Source organism: Streptomyces sp. BHT-5-2 (assembly GCF_019774615.1).
GTDB lineage: Bacteria > Actinomycetota > Actinomycetes > Streptomycetales > Streptomycetaceae > Streptomyces.
Window position 1 is genome coordinate 3,552,940 of record NZ_CP081496.1, and the last position, 16,746, is coordinate 3,569,685.

Annotated in this window: 9 protein-coding genes; 3 read left to right on the forward strand and 6 right to left on the reverse strand. The window is 70.7% G+C overall.

What is annotated here, in order from left to right; translation table 11 throughout:
• The first annotated feature begins 364 nt into the window (after window positions 1-364).
• Genes K2224_RS15770 through K2224_RS15780 form a run of 3 tightly spaced genes read left to right on the forward strand, consistent with a single transcriptional unit; the run spans window position 365 to window position 10,577 of the window.
• On the forward strand, window positions 365-6,589 hold the full coding sequence (locus K2224_RS15770) for a type I polyketide synthase (protein WP_260692670.1): 6,225 nt from the start codon (window positions 365-367) through the stop codon (window positions 6,587-6,589).
• Complete coding sequence (locus K2224_RS15775) at window positions 6,586-8,907, forward strand: 3-hydroxyacyl-ACP dehydratase (protein WP_221907147.1); 2,322 nt, start codon at window positions 6,586-6,588, stop codon at window positions 8,905-8,907. The genes K2224_RS15770 and K2224_RS15775 overlap by 4 nt, the downstream gene beginning before the upstream one ends.
• Entirely contained in the window at window positions 8,904-10,577 is a 1,674-nt protein-coding gene (locus K2224_RS15780) for a PfaD family polyunsaturated fatty acid/polyketide biosynthesis protein (protein ID WP_221907148.1), read from the forward strand. Before K2224_RS15775 ends, K2224_RS15780 begins: the two co-directional genes overlap by 4 nt.
• A gap of 148 nt (window positions 10,578-10,725) precedes the next feature.
• Here the strand turns inward: K2224_RS15780 and K2224_RS40515 are convergent, their stop codons facing one another.
• The 6 genes from K2224_RS40515 to K2224_RS15805 all read right to left on the reverse strand — a co-directional run bounded on the left by K2224_RS40515 (window position 10,726) and on the right by K2224_RS15805 (window position 16,743).
• Window positions 10,726-10,851: a hypothetical protein gene (locus K2224_RS40515; protein WP_260692672.1), complete on the reverse strand. Its 126-nt coding sequence runs from the start codon at window positions 10,849-10,851 to the stop codon at window positions 10,726-10,728.
• A gap of 1,204 nt (window positions 10,852-12,055) precedes the next feature.
• Window positions 12,056-12,538 carry an SAM-dependent methyltransferase gene (locus K2224_RS15785; protein WP_221907149.1) on the reverse strand — a complete coding sequence of 161 codons (483 nt, stop codon included), beginning with the start codon at window positions 12,536-12,538 and terminating at the stop codon, window positions 12,056-12,058.
• Window positions 12,539-12,609: 71 nt separating this feature from the next.
• Window positions 12,610-13,878, reverse strand: coding sequence for an acetyl-CoA carboxylase biotin carboxylase subunit family protein (locus tag K2224_RS15790; protein ID WP_221907150.1), 1,269 nt, complete (start codon window positions 13,876-13,878; stop codon window positions 12,610-12,612).
• 12 nt (window positions 13,879-13,890) lie between these two features.
• Entirely contained in the window at window positions 13,891-14,643 is a 753-nt protein-coding gene (locus K2224_RS15795) for a trans-aconitate 2-methyltransferase (protein ID WP_221907151.1), read from the reverse strand.
• A gap of 4 nt (window positions 14,644-14,647) precedes the next feature.
• The gene (locus K2224_RS15800) at window positions 14,648-15,703 is read right to left on the reverse strand and encodes a hypothetical protein (protein WP_221907152.1); all 1,056 of its coding nucleotides are present in this window, start codon (window positions 15,701-15,703) and stop codon (window positions 14,648-14,650) included.
• Window positions 15,697-16,743, reverse strand: coding sequence for a PLP-dependent transferase (locus K2224_RS15805; protein WP_221907153.1), 1,047 nt, complete (start codon window positions 16,741-16,743; stop codon window positions 15,697-15,699). Before K2224_RS15805 ends, K2224_RS15800 begins: the two co-directional genes overlap by 7 nt.
• Window positions 16,744-16,746 lie beyond the last annotated feature (3 nt).

Below are 16,746 nucleotides of genomic sequence, written 5' to 3' on the forward strand. Positions count from 1 at the left end.
ATTTTCCTGATGCGGTTGATCCTGCCCTCTATCCCTCCGGGCCGAAGAGATCGCCTGGTGTACGGCACCAATAGTCGGCGGCCTCCTTGGAATACGATGCACTCATCGAGCGGAATTCCGTAGCATATTTGAGCGGATCGCCGGTGGCAGCTGTACTGGAGAGACTCCCGGCCAGCTCCTCAGCGTGGATCGATACCCGACCCTCAAGTGAATATCCGTTACGGGCGATCTTGCTCGGCGCCTACCGGGGGAATCACAAAAGCGCTAGCCTCAAACGAGAAGCCTGATATTCCCGTTCCCGTCGAAACGGCAATGGGTGCTTGGCTGCCTCTTTCCGTTGGTCGCTGTCTGAGTGGGGTGCCCATTGACACGGACCGATGCCGTCGACCGCCGCCTGGCCAACGATCCGATTGCGATCGTGGGCGTTGCCGGGATGTTCCCCAAAGCGCGGGACGTACAGGAGTTCTGGGACAACATTGTCGCGAGCCGGGACTGCTCCGAGGAGGTCCCTGAGGCGTGGTGGAGCACGGAAGACCACTACGACCCCGACCCCTTCGCCGAGGACCGGACCTACTGCCGCCGCGGGGCGTTCCTGGCTCCGGTGGTGTTCGATCCGCGGGAGTTCGGGATGCCGCCGAACAGCGTCGACTCCGTGGGCCTGGTGCAACTGCTGAGCCTGATGGTGGCCAAGGACGTGCTGGCCGATGCGGCCCGCGGACGTCGGGACTGGCTCGATCCTGAGCATGCCGGGGTGGTGCTCGGGGTATGTGGGACCAACTCCACCTTGATCCCACTCGCCTCCCGGCTGCTCGCTCCCGAGATGGTGCGGACGATGGTCGCCTTCGGGATCCCGGAGGAGCAGGCACGCCGGGTCATGCGCACGCGTCTGGCCGGCTTGCCGCCCTGGACCGAGGACTCCTTCCCCGGAGTCCTGGGAAACATCGTCTCCGGCCGGATCGCCAATCGGCTGAACCTGCGGGCCGCCAACCACACCGTGGACGCGGCCTGCGCCAGCTCGCTGGCCGCACTGCGCTCAGCCGTTGATGAACTCCTCTGTCGCCGCGCCGACTTGATGCTCACTGGAGGCTGCGATGCGGACAACTCCATCGTTCCCTATATGTGCTTCAGTAAGACGCCCGCGCTGTCACTGAGTGGACGGGTACGGCCTTTCGACGCGGAGGCGGACGGCACACTAGTGGGCGAGGGTGTCGGGATGCTGGCGCTCAAGCGCCTGGACGACGCCGAGCGGGACGAGGACCGGGTCTACGCGGTGCTGCGGGGATTGGGCAGCTCCAGCGACGGGATGGCGCAGAGCATCTACGCGCCCTGCGGTGAGGGCCAGTTGGTCGCACTGCGACGGGCGTACGAGGACGCCGACTGTCCGCCGCGGTCAGTGGGGCTGATCGAGGCTCACGGGACCGGCACCCCGGCCGGCGACGGTGTGGAACTGAACGCGCTCAGCGAGCTGCTGGGCGCACCCGGTGAGCACCGCTTCGTCGCCGTGGGAAGCGTGAAGTCGCAGATCGGCCACACCAAGGCCGCGGCCGGGATCGCCGGGATGATCAAGGCGGTGCTGGCCCTGCATCACAAGGTGCTGCCGCCCACCATCAATGTGGACACCCCCAGCCCGGCGGCCACCGGTGAGAACAGCCCGCTCTACCTCAACACCACCACCCGTCCGTGGGTGCGCGACGCCTCCCGGGAGGTGCGTCGGGCGGGCGTCTCCGCGTTCGGCTTCGGCGGGGTGAACTATCACGCCGTCCTGGAGGAGCATCGCGGTGGGGCGGGAGCGCCGGAGCACGCGCTGCACCGCACTCCGAGGGCCTGGCTGTGGCATGCCGCCGACCCGGACGAGCTGCGGAGGCGCCTGGAGCGGGAGGAAGCCCCGGACGACGGTCCGGTACCGGCCGGGCACGCCCGGGTCGGCTTCGTGGCCACCAGCACGGAACACCGCGACGCACTGGTGGCCACGGCCATCCAGCAGCTTCGGGTGAGCTCCGACCATGACAGCTGGAGCCACACGCGGGGCATCCACTACCGCCGCCGTGCGCTGCCACCAGAGACGAAGGTCGGCGCACTCTTCACCGGTCAGGGCAGCCAGTACGTGGAGATGGGCCTGCATGCCGCGCTGGCCGTGCCCCCGGTGCGGGCGGCCTTCGACATCGCAAACGTGCTCTTCCCCTCCTCCGACAGTCTGGCCCGTGCGGTCTTCCCGCCGCCCGGCGACCCGGAGGGCCGGGCTTGCGAGGACCGGCTGCGGCGCACGGCCTACGCGCAGTCGGCGGTCGGTGCGCTGTCCATGGGCCAGTACCGCTACCTGCGGGAGCTGGGGTTCGTTCCGCACGGCCTGCTCGGCCACAGCTTCGGGGAACTGACCGCGCTGTGGGCGGCCGGCGTCTGGGACGACGAGACGTTCACGGCGCTGGCCCGCGCTCGCGGGCAGGCCATGACGCCCCCGCCGGGCCGAGAGGACGCCGTCGGCACCCTGGCAGCGGTGCGGGCACCGGAGCCGGAACTCCGGCAAGCGCTGTCCATGCACACCGAACTGACGGTGTGCAACCGCAACGCCCCGAACGAGCACGTGGTCGGCGGCCCGGCCCCCGCCGTGGAGCGGTTTGTGCGCGAATGCGTCACCCGGGGAGTCCCTGCGCAGCGGCTGCCGGTCGCCGCCGCGTTCCATACCTCCCATGTGCAGCACGCGGTCGAGGCGTTCGGCGCGGCCTGCGCCGCGACCGCGTTCGCGCCACCTGCCCTGCGGGTCTACGCCAACACGGCCGGGGCAGCCTACGGCCAGGACCCGGAGGCCAACCGCCGCACCCTCGTCGAGCAGCTGTGCCGGCCGGTGGACTTCGCCGCCCGCCTGGAGGAGATGTACGCGGACGGCATCCGGATCTTCGTGGAGTTCGGGCCCAGGCACACCCTGACCGGTCTCGTGGAGCGAACCCTGGGCGAACGCGGTGTGACGGCGATCTCCTGTGACATCGGCGGCGCCGCCGACAGCTGTGCGGCCTTGAAGCAGGCCGCCGTCCGACTTTCCGTCCTGGGGCTGCCGCTGAGCGGTATCGACCGCTACGACGTCCCGCCGCGGGCCGAGCGCCCCACCCCTTCCAAAGTCGCCCGCACTCTGGAGGGCCCGCTCTTCGCCACCGTGTCCCGCCGCCCCGCCTACGAGAGGCTGCTTGCCGAGGAAGGCTCTCGAAGCGCGGTTGAGCTGCGCCGTGCCCTGTCACCGGAACCGGAGTCCCCGGCACCCGCTGTCGCCGCGGACCCGGCCGCGCGGGAGTGGCAACCCGACCCCCTCTCCCGCGCCGCCGCCGAGCATCTGGCCGCGCACACCCGCTACCTGGACGGTCAGCTGCACACGGCGGAGCAGCTGACCCGCCTGCTGAGCCGGAGCGCCGCGGACGGACCGATGGACGCGTCACTGGCCGCCGCGGTCAGGGCCGTCACCGAGCACAGCCTGGCGTTGGGGAACGCGCACACCAGGGCCGGGGAGGTCGTCGCCAGCCTGCTGCAGCTGCCCGCCGTCGGCCCCGCGTCCCTGCCGGGCACGTACCCGCACGGCGACGCACGACCGGAGCTGCCGGGTCCCCTGACGGCGGACGACGCCAGTCCCTCGCCGGCCGCCCCGCCAGCCGGTGAACCGCCTGCCGATGTGGGCGATTCGCAGGGCTCGGACAAGTCGGCGCTGGCGCAGCTGTGGGCTGTGGAAAGGGGCGACGCCGAAGACGAACGGCTTCCGATGGACATCGACGGCCTCGATCCGGAGGAGTTGGAACGGGTCTTTCGCGAAATCGTGGCTGAGAAGACGGGCTACGACATCGACATGATCGAGCCCGATATGGACATCCAGTTGGACTTGGGAATCGACTCACTGAAACAGGTGGAGATCGGCGCGGAGATGTGGCGCCGCTACCCGGTGATCAGCCGGACCGAGTTGTACCAGTTCAGCGAAGCCAGAACAGTGCGTGAGCTGACCGAGAAGCTGCACGAGGTCCTCGCCAGCTCCCGACCCCAGCTGCTGTTGTCCTTCGGCGACGGCGAACTGGGCCGGGCCTTCGTCGCGTTGCGCGAGTTGCCCGAGCCGGATGTTTGTCCGCACGCCTATCCGGACCAGCCGCACGCGCTGCTGCTGGACGACGGAGGTGACCTGTCCGCCACGCTCGACGCGGCTCTGAGCTCCCGCGGTTGGCGGACCAGCCGCCTGCGCGTCCCCTGCGCCGTCCCCGCCACGGCCGAGGAGCAGACCCGTACCTGGGGGCTGGGGGACTGGGAGGAGGCCACGCTCTCCGGTGGACTTGCCGAGGTCTTGGCCGATGCTCCCCGTCTCGATCTGTGTGTCCTCCCGATCAGTCCTTCCGCTGCCTTGCCTGCCGCCCAGGTGGTCGAACAGCTCCGGCACGCCGTGCTGGTGGCCAAGCTCGTCTGTCCCGCCCTGCGGGCGGCGGCTGCGGGCGGAAGGCGGGCCGGGCTGGTGACGGTTACGCAGCTCGACGGGGCCCTTGGCTACGCCGGGACCGGCGGCGCCCCGGCCCTGGCCCTGGCCTCGGGCCTGAGCGGATTGGCCAAGACGGTCGCCTTGGAAGAAACGAGCCTGTTCTGCCGTGCGTTGGACTTCATGCCCGGGCTGCTCGCTCAGCACGTCGGCGATGCCTTCATCGCGGAGATCACCGACCTCGCCACCGACCTGCGCGAGGTCGCCCGGGACGGAACGGCCCGCCGCACACCGTTCCTGTCCGACACACCGTTCCCACCCGAGTACCTTCGCCCGTCGTTGCCCTCGCCGCGGGAGGCGGAGCCCGCCGCTGCACGGGAAGCCGGTCCGACGACGGCACTGACCGGAGAGGATCTGCTGCTGGTCACCGGAGGGGCCTCCGGGATCACCTCCTGGTGCGTGGCCGCACTGGCCCGTGAGCACCGGTGCGGCTACCTCCTCCTTGGCCGTACCCCACTGACCGAGGAACCGGAGTGGGCGGCCGGAGCGGACAGCGCCGAGGATCTGCGTGCTGCCCTGGATACCAGGGCGCGCGAGGCGGGCGAGGATCCCGGCGATCCCGCAATCCACACACGGCTCGACGAGCATGCCGAGCAGCTGCTGTACCAGCGGCGGATCCGCACCGCGCTCGACGAGCTGCGCGCGCAGGGCGTCGAAGCCGAGTACGTCGCCGCAGACGTACTCGATGCCCAGGCGCTGGCACAGGCCCTCGCCCCGTACGCACCGCGTGTCACCGGAGTCATCCATGGTGCGGGCGTTCTGGGCGACAAGCCGCTGGCGGAGATGACCGCGGAGTCCCTCACACCGGTGGTGGACACAAAGCTCCGTGGAATCCACCACGTGCTCGACGCGCTGCACATCGACCGCCTTCGGCACCTGGTTCTCTTCTCCTCGGTATCCGGCCTCTGGGGCAATCTGCGCCAGGCCGACTACGCCCTTGCCAGCGAGGCGTTGACCCGCTTCGGCTGCGCCTTCCAGACCGCCCACCCCCGGTGCCGGGTCGTGTCGTTCGTCTGGGGCCCGTGGACCGGTGGCATGGCGGCCCCGATGCAGCGGCTCTTCAAGGAAGCAGGAGTGCCGGTGCTGACCCGGGAAGCCGGGTGCGCCTACTTCCTGGCACGGATGAGCGGCCGGGACCGCGACGCTGCCGGGGTCACCGTCGCAGGTCCGCTCGGGCCGCTGTACCGCCGGGTGGATCGGCTGCCCTCCGCGGGCCTCACCGCCTACCGAGTGCTGACCGGCCTCGGCCAGGAGCCGGTCCTGCGCGACCACCGCATCGGCCAGGTGCCGGTACTCCCCATGACGGCCGCCGCGGGCTGGGCCCTGCACATGGTCGAACGCGCACACGGCGGCAGTCAACCGGTGGTCGAGTTCCGCGACTTCCGAATCGCCCGAGGGATCTTCTTCCCCGAAGGACACCCGGAGCGGTACCGCATCCACCTGGTACCGGATCCGGAAGCGGGCCCGGACACCGTACGCGCGACCGTCCACGATGCCACCACCGCGGACGAACAGCTGCACTACGCGGGTGTCTTCCGACGGGCGGAGCGGCCACCGGAAGCGCCGCGCGAGCAGCTGCCGCGTTACGAGATCACCGAGGGACTGCACCCCGGTTACGACGACGGCAGGCTCTTCCACGGCCCGACTCTGGCCGGTCTGCGCAACGGTCGTGTGGACGAGTCCGACCGGCTGATCGTGACCGCCCGGATGCCCGACCCGCCGCTCGGCAAGGGAGCGTTCGGGGGCCGTCTCTACAGTCCGGCCTTGGCCGACCTGCTGCTCCAGGCCGCGCTGCTGGACCTGCTACGGCAAGGCGGCGACGGCCTCCTCCCGCTGCCGGTCAGCGTCGAACGGGTGGAACTGTTCTCCCCCTTGCCCGACGACGAGCCCTTCGTGATCATCTCCGCTGTCGACTCCGGGGACAACCCGCTCTTCGCCACAGGCACGCTGACCGCCTGCACGCCCGACGGACGGATCCACCAGCGCTGGAGCGGGGTGCGCGCCCTGTGGATCGAACCGGAAACCGCCGTTCGCGGCACCACCGCCCGAGCCGGCTCCCCCATCTACAGCCAAGTACTGCCCGGGACGTCATGATGGAAGAACTCACCTTCGAGGGAGTCCCCCTCGGCGAACTCACAGCCCCGCCCGGCTCCCCGCCGGCTCAGCAGTCGACCAGGCCGCCGGCAGCGCGGCCCGGCAGCAGGCCCATCACCGTCCCTCCCGCGGCGCCGGCCGCGACGATGGCCGAGCAGCTCCAGCGGGCCCACGCCGCCGTACTCGACACCCATCGGGCCATCAGTGCCTGGCAGCTCGCCCGCACGGCCATGCTCACCGGCACCGCGGAGGTCCTCCGGACAGACGGCCCGTACCCCACCGGCGACGGCCCAGCGCCGCTCCCCCGCCACGAGATCTACGACGGCACGGCAGCGGTCCTCGAGACGGCGGCCAACGCGCTCCCGGGCGACGGCACCGGCGCGATCGACCTGACCTGGCGCAACACCGTGCCGGATGCGCCCACGGCACTGGACGCCCACCCCGCCACCGGCTCCGGCGGACCGCCCCTGCCGTCACAGTGGTACGTCCGTGACGGGGACCGGGTCATCGCCGTTGTCGCCAGGCATCCGCAGGCCCCACCGTGGCCACGACGGCCAGTCCCCCGCTACCCGCGCGATCCGCGCCCCCTGGCCCGTACCTCGGTGGAACGGCTCTCCGCCGCCGAGCTGGACGCCTTGGCCGCGGGCGAGTTCGCCACGGTCTTCGGCGCCGCGTTCGACCAGCGCGGCCTGTCGGCCGAGGCCCTCCCCGCACCCTGGCCGGCCCGGCTGCTGGCCGAGGTCACGGCCATCGAGCCCCGCGGCGGCGTGTACGCACAGGGCTTCTTGCGGGCCACCGCGCACCTGACCGCGGACGAGCACACCGCCACCTGGCCGCGGCTCATCGTGACGGCGAGCGAACTCCTGCGGGTCTATGCCTTCCACCGCGGGTTCCACCTGTGCCTCCCCGGTGCCAAGACCACCCCCCTGACCGACCGTCCCGCCCTGGTCGAGCTGTTTGACACCCCCGCGCCACAACAGGCCGAACTCCGCCTGGAGATGGAGGTGACCGAACTCGGCATGGTCCCACGGCCGTACCTGATCGGCGACTGCCGCATCACCGGGGGCGGGCAGCTGGTCGCCCACCTGCGTGACCTGGGCATCACGCTCCGGGAGAGGCCGGGAGCCGATCTGGCCTTCGGCTTGGAGCGGGAGGGCTGCCGCAGAAGCGCGGCCGGGCAGTGGGCGGTGTGCAGCGAACTGGTGCCGGCCGTCGCCGCCGAGGGAAACTACAGAGCCCATACGCTCCACGACGTCCGCGACCTCCACGGCACGGCGCAGGTCCGCCCGCGGCTGCCCCGCGGCGACATGCTCATGCTGGACCGCTGCCGCCAAGCGGAGATTGGCGCCTGGCGCGAGTACCGGCCCGGCAGCTGGCTGGCCAGCGAACACGACGTACCGGAGGATCCATGGTATGTCCGTGAGAGCGGCGGCGCCCTGCCGCAGTTGGCGCTCATGGAGATCGCGCTACAGCCCCCAGGCATCTTCAGTGGGCTTCTCGGCGTCCTGGGAGAGTACCCCGACCAGGACCTGACCTGCCGCAACCTCGACGGCACCGCTCGGCTGCTGCGCGAGGTCGATCCGCGCGGCGCGACCGTCGAGCAGCAAACCACCCTCACCTCGCACACCCCCCTCCCCGGCGGCCTTATGCACCGCTACAACTTCTCACTGGGCACCGGCGGCAAGCCCTTCTACACTGGCGAGACCGTGCACGGGTACTTCACCCCTGAGCTGCTGGCACAGCAGCAGGGCCTGGACGGCGGTCGCCGTGTCCCGCCCTGGCTGGACCGCTGCCCGCCACCCCCGGCGCAGGTGCGCCACCTGGATCTGCGCGAGGACACCCGGCTGGGCCACGGGCGGATGGCGCTCTTGGAGGACACCGTCCTGGTTCCCGACGGGGGCGTGTACGGCGCCGGCTATCTGCTGTGCACCAAACCGGTGCGCCCCGACGACTGGTACTTCGAACAGCACTTCTTCCAGGACCCGGTGATGCCGGGCTCGGCCGGGGTACAGATGCTCTACCAGGCCGCGCACGCCTACGCGCTGCACACCGGTCTGGTGGATCACCTCCTGCCGCACCCGCACTTCGCCATCGCGGTCGGCGAGGAGGTGCGGTGGACCTACCGCGGACAGATCCTCCGCGAGCACCGACAAGTCCGCGGCGAAGTGCACATCCGCGAGGTGCACCACGACGGCCGAGCCGTCCGGATCCTGGCCGACGGCAGCGTCTGGCGCGACGATCTGCGCATCTACCAAGTGGACAACATCGCCGTACAGGTCACATCCGCCCGGCGGAACGACAGGGGGGAAGCGGGATGACGACCGTCAGCCACGACCCCGAGGGGTTGTACGAGGTGCTCGCGGCACTCGACCGCCCCTGCTACATCGTCAGCAGCGAGGGCCGGCCAGGCGCCACCCACCATCCCCCCGCACCCGGCTCCGGTACCACCCTGCTCGCCGCCGTGGGCCCACTGGCCCCTCAGCGGCTCGGCTCCGCGGACTTCCGGCGCCACCACGGCCTCCGCTACGCCTACATGGCGGGCGCGATGGCCGGCGGCATCGCCTCCGTGGAGCTGGTCACCGCACTGGCCCGCGCCGGACACCTGGCCTCGTTCGGCTCCGCGGGACTGCCCGAAGACCGGATCGACCAAGCCCTCGGCCGCCTGACGGCAGAACTCGCCGCCACAGAGACGCCCTTCGCCTGCAACCTCATCCACAACCCCCTCGCGCGCGCGATGGAGAAAGCCTGCGTGGACGCCTGCCTGCGCCACGGGGTGCACTGCCTGGAAGCATCCGCTTTCGTCCAACTCACCCCGGACCTGGTGCGCTACCGGGTGGCCGGACTACGCCGCGACCCCGCCACCGGGGTCCGGTCCGAGCACCGGCTGATCGCCAAGGTCTCCCACCCGCACACCGCCGAACTGTTCCTCCGCCCAGCCCCCCACGAGATCGTCGCCGATCTCAAGGCCCGCGGACTGGTCCCCGCCGAACAGGCCGAACTCGCCCGCACCGTCCCCATGGCCGACGACATCACAGCCGAGGCGGACTCCGGCGGACACACCGACCGCCGCCCGCTGGCCATCCTGCTGCCCGCCCTCATCCGCCTGCGCGACCTGATCGCCCGTGAACACCCCCACCCGCACGGTACCCCGGTACGCATCGGCGCCGCCGGCGGCATCGGCACCCCGCACGCCATGGCGGCCGCCTTCGCTCTGGGCGCGGACTACGTCGTCACCGGTTCGGTCAACCAGGCCACCACCGAGGCAGGCACCTCGCCCGGCGTGAAACGCCTTCTCGCCCAGGCCGGCCTGGCAGACTGCACCATGGCCCCGGCGGCCGACATGTTCGAGCAGGGCGTACAAGTACAGGTCCTGGCCCGCGGAACGCTCTTCCCCGGCAACGCGGCCCGGCTCTACCGCCTGTACCGAGAGCACACCAGCCTGGACGACCTCCCGGCCGACGAGTGCCGTCTGCTCCAAGAGCGCATCCTGCGCCGCCCGTTGGAGCAGGTCGTGGACGAGTGCACCGCCTACCTGAAGGCCCATCAACCCGACCAGCTCCCGCGCGCCGAGCGGGACCCGAAGTACCGTATGGCCCTGGTCTTCCGCTGGTACCTGGCGATGGCCTCACGCTGGGCCACCTCCGGACAGACCGAGCGCTCCGGCGACTGGCAGGTCTGGTGCGGTCCGGCAATGGGCGCGTTCAACGCATGGACCGCCGGCAGCGCGCTGGCCGCCCCGGAACAACGCCACGCCGCCACCATCGCCGAACACCTCCTGCGCGGCGCCGCCTTCCACAGCCGGGTCAGCCAGCTGCGCCTGTCCGGTGTACGCCTCCCGGCCTCCTGCGCCGAATACCGTCTGCCGTCGCCTTCCCCGCGGACCCCAGCGTCCGCGGGGAAGGTGGCCGCCCGCGCCACACGTCACCTGAGCCCATCCCCCTCATCCCGACTGCCCTCTGATCGGCTCCGACGGAAGCCCAGGTCTTGAAGACGTCACGGCCGGGACCCGAATTCACCAGCGGCATCACCGATAGCTGGGCCGCGCCTTCGGGCTATGCCCTGCTATCGGTAATGCTCACCGGTCAGCTCCGGGCCGTAGGCCGTCTCGTCGAGTGCCGGATGACGCAGCCCCTGCACTACGGGCCGGTCGGCGCCCGGCGTTCCAGGCCAGCGTTGGCGACAGCGATGCCGGGGGTGTTGCCCGGCTCAATCTGCAACACCACCCGCTCCAACTCCAGGGCCTGATCGACGTAGAGGGTCATCAGCTGCACCGCGCACAGGGCCAGATGTCGCCCCGGTAGGCGGCACCCACGGCATGGCCCATGTCGCGTCGGACAGATCCAAAGCTCAGCGTCCGACCACTGATGAAGGCTGTGAGCCTAGTGAGGGCCGATCGAGCTCGGCAGCTGCCGGCCCATGTGGCGGGCCGCGCTGTGCCTTCCGTTTCGTTGCGTCGCATCCTGCCTTGGAGCTTGAACCCCTGACGCGGTACCGCTCAATCCGCAGGCATCTCCATGACGGAGTCCGTGCGCGGTACCAACCACACCCGGTAGGAGGAGGTGGATCCGAGTCGTATCCCCCAGCCGATGTGAACCCCCACGCCACGTGCAGACGACGGAGCGGTCACAGCCCTGAGACCACGAGGCCACAAGCCCCGAACACACACGATCTCCACATGAACCCGACACGAACCCCCACACCCGAGCTCGGGAGAAACCCCAGGTCAGCGCACTGCCCCACCAAAAGCCCGCGCACCCATTTCGACGGCCCATCTGGCCTCCACGCACAAAATGCCTGGTCAGCGCGCCGACCAGGCATTTTGCGTGCGTGTCCGAGGGCCGAGTTGAACCTTACGCACATGCCGATGATGCGGGGCGAATTGCGATTGCCATAGCCGCCGGTTTGAGTCCTCAGCAGGAGTCGCAAGTGACGGCGGGTTGTGAACATGCGCCCGTGCCCGGCACAGGCCCGTTGATTGTCACGGGCCGACGCAGCCCGGAGGTCGCCATTCTGGCGGCATGGTCCTGGTCGCGCGACCAGCCGAACCGTCCTGCCCCCGTTACCGCCGGCTTCATCGGCACTGCCGAGTCCATCGCCAAGGTGGGCACCCGCCGAGGGGGCGACGGCGCCGGGATAGCAGGTGAGATCCTGCGTTGCCTCCCGGAGGACTACCAGCTGGCGGCCCGGTATGCCTTCCACTTCTCGAACGTCGCGGTGGACACCCCCGCTGGCCAGCCGTACGCGCGACCAGCGAGCCACCATTGCCGGCCCGCGAGGGCGCCCTGCGGCACATAGCGAGCGCCGCACCCGGGGACTGTACGGCCTGCCCGCCCCGGCTGAGGGGCGGGCAGGTGTCGAAGACGAGCACCCAGACCCTCAGGTGGTCGCAGTGCGACACCGCAGATCCGGGCACGACTGATTACCCCGTGTACGGGCGATTACCCGTGACTTCCGTGCTGCGGCAGGTCAGTAGTAGTGGCGCATGATCTCGGTGGTCCAGGTGGGCTGGGTGACGGTTTCCTGGGGGCCGAACTCGGTCATGTAGGGCTTGATGTCGAGGACGGGGGTGCCGTCGATGGCGTCCAGGCCCTGGACGTGGAGGTCGAGTCCGTCGACGTCGAGCAGGCGGCAGCGGGAGACGCCGAGGCGGTTGGGGCGGTTCTTGCCGCGCTGGGCGAAGATGCCGGCCAGGGGCCAGTCGGTGTTGCCGCGCGGGTGACGGGCGCCGGTCTCGATCCGGTCCACGGGGACGCGGTGGAAGTGGTAGACGACCTCCAGGTGGGAGAAGGCGTCCAGGCCCGCCACCGCGTCGGGACCGAACCGGTCGGCATCCAGACGGATGACGGCCCGCTCCGTACCCCAGTCGTCGTCCCGGACGTCACGCCGCCCACCGACCACCCGACCCACCGGACGACACACCACCTCGGCAGGAGTGTTATTCTCGGGCATTTCTCGAACCTTTCGCCAAAGCAGGGGAAATTCAAAGGAGTTGGCTCACCGTACCGATCAGCCAGGACGCGTCAGCGCTCGGGCCTGTGTGCGTGCCAGAAGCGGTCAAGTCGCTCCTGCAGTTGCCCCAGCAGCATCCCCAACTCGGCGTGATCGGCAGCGGATCCGTAGATCACGCCGATCGCGCCGGTCGTGCCCCGTCGCCAGTCGGTGTGCCAGGTGCCGGGCGGGGAGACGTCGACAAGGTCGATTCCGGGGAGCTCCGCAAGTCCTTCGAGGAACGATGGTGGCCCCGGCTTGAGCGGACCTCCGGGAGGGACCAGCCAATACTGGAAGACCACCGGGTCCGCGCGGCGCGGTGCAGGCTGCGGAGCGGTGACAGGCATCCCGAGCGCCAGCCGCAGGGCCGCCGCCACCATGTCGTACCCCGTGTGGCGCTGCACGATCTCGGCGACGTAGCCGCCCAGTCGCCCGTTGACCTCGATGATCTTGGGCCCGTCGGCGGTGAGCTTGACCTCGGTGTGGGTCGCACCGTGCCGGACGCCCAGGGCACGGATCGCCGCTTGCTCCAGCCGTATGACGTCCGCCGCGAGAGCGGGCGCGACGGGAGCAGGCAGGACGTGCCCGGTCTCCCGGAACGGTGGGACCAGCGGCGGCTTTCCGGTGACTGCCACGGTCCGCGGTTCGCCGTCGACGACCAGCGACTCCACGGAGACGTAGTCGCCCCGGCCCGGCCCCGTCTGCTTGGGATCCCCACGCAGGAACTCTTCGAGGACGAAGTCCCGGTGAGCTTCCCCGGCGAACTCCGCCAGCCGGGAGCGGCATTCGTCAACCGAGGCGACCAGGCAGGTGTCCACGCTTCCGGCGCCCTGCCGTGGCTTGAGCACCGCGGGCGTCCCCACCAGGGCAAGCGCGGAGGCGGCTTCGTCCGGGTGCCGGACCAGGGCGCACCCTGTGCCCTGGACACCGCTCTCCAAAAGGATCTGCCGCTGCCGGTACTTGTCGGTCAGGACGGCCGCGGTCTCGCGGGAGTGGAAGCGCAGCCCGCAGCGCGCAGCCACCGCCGCGGTCAGCCGCAGCCGGTGCTCGCTGAAGGTGACGACGCCCGCGGGATCCAGGCCTTCGGCGAGTCGGCACACCTCCGGTTCGCTGAGGTTCGTGATGTCTGCCACTTCGGCGTGCCCCGCGACCTGCCGTAACTCGTCTGCCAGAGACGGATGTTCCGACTCGCACAGGAAGACTACCCGGCACAGTCCCCGCGCCGCGGACAGGATGCGCAGGGGGCCGGCGGATCCCTGGTCGTGGACGACCAGGAGAGTGGGGAGAGCGGGGTGGGCCATGGAGTGCCTCCGTCAGGCGCGGCGGGCGGTGAGGTTCAGTCGTACGTAGTCGACCACCGGCTGGGGCAGGCGGGCGGCGACCGCGTGGACGAACTCCTCGTGGTCGGACGCGGGGAGCCGGTCAAGGTGGGAGCCGAGGACCACGGTGGCCAGGTAGCTCCACAACTGCTCGCCGGGCTCCAGCCGGGCCGGGTCGGGCAGCAGGGTGACCTCAATGTGGGTGAACCCGGCGTTCCGCAGCCGCTCGGTGGTCTCCTCGACGCCGGCGAAGTACCAGACCTTCTCCTTGTCGTCGGTCTTCCTACCGAGCACCTCCTCCACTGCCGCGTTGATCCGCGCGACATTGCCCTGGCCGCCGCACTCGGCGACGAACCGGCCGCCCGGGCGCAGGTGCTGTGCGAGATTCGTGAAGAGCGCGGCGTGATCGGTGATCCAGTGGAAGGTGGCCACGCTGGTGATCGCGTCGACCTGGCTGGAGATCGGCAGCGGCTTGGTGAGGTCGGCATGGACGACCTCGACCCGGTCGAGCCGGTCGGCCAACTTCGTGCGGAGCTGGTCGAGCATCCGGCTGGAGCCGTCGACCCCGATCACCTGGCCGTCCGGCACCAGGTCGAGCAGCGCGGCCGTGTCGCGCCCCGTGCCGCAGCCGGCGTCCAGAACGGTCTCATCGCCCTTCAGTTCCAGCCGGCCGAGCGTGCGCTTGCCCCACTGCTGGTGCGGCAGGGGAAGCGAGTCGTACGTCTTGGCGTCCCATTCACGGGGCACGGTGCTACTCCTTCGTGTCGTTCGCGGCGATCGTGCGGTCGTTCTCGGTGTGCTGTGCGGGGGCCGGCGTGCCGTTCAGGACCAGCCGGACCTCGATCGGGTGAGCGTCCCTGACCAGTCGCAGGGCGGGGCCCCCGGCGAGCCAGCGGCGCATGTTCCGGACCGCCGTGTTGCCGTCCGCGGTGGGGTCGGCGGGCAGCAGTTGGACCAGGATGTTGCGCAGTCCGGCAGGGGCGATCTGAGTGGAGTACGGTCCGCGCAGGTCGATGCGGCCGGAGGCGTGGGCGGAGACGGGTGGCTTGTCCGGGGCGGCGGTGGCCCTGGCCGGATCGGCGAATCCCAGGGCCTCCGCCGCGAGTGCGGCCAGGAAGTACTCCTGGGCGCTGGGCGCGAGATCGGCACCGAATAGCTGCTTGGGCTGATCGGACTCCGCATGCACGCCGTCGACCTCGGCGAGCACATGAGTGCCCACCTCCCACATCACCCGGGCCGCACGCCGCCGCTCCGGCACGAATGGCTCCGTGCCCGGCAGGACGGGCCGGCTGGTCAGATGCACGTCTTGGGCGGTCTGCACCACGGCCTTGATGTCGTTGGGCTCCTCAAGGGTGCGGTGGGCGCTGCCCCGCTCGCGGGCCGCCGCGAGCGCCCGCCGGGCCTGCTCGACCGGGACGTTACCCCCAAGACGTATCTCGTAGGCAAGCCTGGCCGCATCCCCGTCCCGCGCGAACTCGACGCACGGCAGCACCTCCAGCAGCGCCGGACTGCAACCCTGTTCGGTCAGCTCGGTGACGACGCTGTCCGCCACGGACGCGCCCAGCGCCACCAACAGCGAGCCGACCGGGTCGAGGCAGTCGTCCGCACCTGATCCGCACCGCTGGTCGATGCCGAAGGTTCGGGCCACCCGGGTAGAGCCGAGCCGCATCGGCTCGGTCCGCACCCTGCAGCGGTCGGCGACCGCGGTATGTGCTGCCACGCCCAGGCTCAGCTGCGCCTCCCACGAGTCCTCCCGGATCTGCTCGGCCAGGGCCTGCCTGGCGCGCAGATCGACGCCGTTCAGCATCGCTCTCCTCCGTTGCTCTGCTTCAGGGCTGTGTTCTGTTCGAGGGCCGTGTCCAGGGCCCGCCGAACCCTGCGGGCCAGCGCGTCGCCGTCCTCGACGCCCACTGACAGGCGCACCAGCTGACGTGAGACGCCCGCCTCCCGGCGCACCCGCTCGCTCAAGTGGGCGTGGGTGGTGCGAGCCGGGAGCTGTGCCGATGTGCTGAGCGGTGTGCCGTCGCCGCGGCAGGCATCCAGCACCCCGGACAGGTCCCTGACCTCCGGTACGACCTCGAAGGACAGCAGTCCGCCAAAGCCCTGGTGGGTCTCCAGGGCCCAGGGCGCCTCGTCGTACGACGGCCGGTGCACTGCTCGTACTGCGGGGTGCCCGCGCAGCGCCTCGGCGACCCGCTCGGCGCCCGCTCGCTGGGCGGACAGGCGCAGCTGCAGGGTGGACAGGGAACGTTCCAGCAGGTGCGCCGCCCAGCCGTCCACCTCGCCGCCGAGGCGCGCGCACTGCTCGGCGATCCGCGGCAGGTGCCGGTCCAGGCCGGTGACCAGGGCGGCGTCGACGTCTCCCCAGGCGTCCAGGTAGGGGGCCGTGTCCTCGATGACGACCACGGCGCCGGTCTCCAGCGGCCGCAGCTCGGCCGGCGACAGCGCGGTGTTGTCCACGGCCAGCAGCAGGTCGTTCATCTGCGCGTGGATAGCGATCTCGTTGACCGGGCACAGCCTCATCAGCGGGTCACTGAGGGACTGGGTGTACACGACCTGCGTCGAGGGCTGCACGGCGGCCGCGACCGAGTCCACGTCGGTGCAGTCGACGAACGTCACCGATCGCCCGAGGCCGGTGAGTTCCTGGTGCAGCATGCCGCGCAGCGGGTCGCAGGTCTGGTCGGAGGCGACGATGTGGCCGCCCGGGTTGGTCAACGCGAGCAGCGTGCCCATGGTGGCGGCCACGACGCCGGGGACGATCAGTGCCGAGTCGGCGCCGTGCAGGGCGGCGAAGGCGCTCTTGACCCGGCGGGCCGAGCCGTGGGCCGGGGCGGTGGGCGTCGTCATTGT

Excerpts from the sequence above, each read along its gene's own strand:
- K2224_RS15790 (WP_221907150.1), bottom strand. The coding sequence starts at position 13,878 with ATGGCCCACCCCGCTCTCCCCACTCTCCTGGTCGTCCACGACCAGGGA.
- K2224_RS15785 (WP_221907149.1), bottom strand. The coding sequence starts at position 12,538 with ATGCCCGAGAATAACACTCCTGCCGAGGTGGTGTGTCGTCCGGTGGGT.
- K2224_RS15800 (WP_221907152.1), bottom strand. The coding sequence starts at position 15,703 with ATGCTGAACGGCGTCGATCTGCGCGCCAGGCAGGCCCTGGCCGAGCAG.
- K2224_RS15805 (WP_221907153.1), bottom strand. The coding sequence starts at position 16,743 with ATGACGACGCCCACCGCCCCGGCCCACGGCTCGGCCCGCCGGGTCAAG.
- K2224_RS15780 (WP_221907148.1), top strand. The coding sequence starts at position 8,904 with ATGACGACCGTCAGCCACGACCCCGAGGGGTTGTACGAGGTGCTCGCG.
- K2224_RS40515 (WP_260692672.1), bottom strand. The coding sequence starts at position 10,851 with ATGACCCTCTACGTCGATCAGGCCCTGGAGTTGGAGCGGGTGGTGTTG.
- K2224_RS15775 (WP_221907147.1), top strand. The coding sequence starts at position 6,586 with ATGATGGAAGAACTCACCTTCGAGGGAGTCCCCCTCGGCGAACTCACA.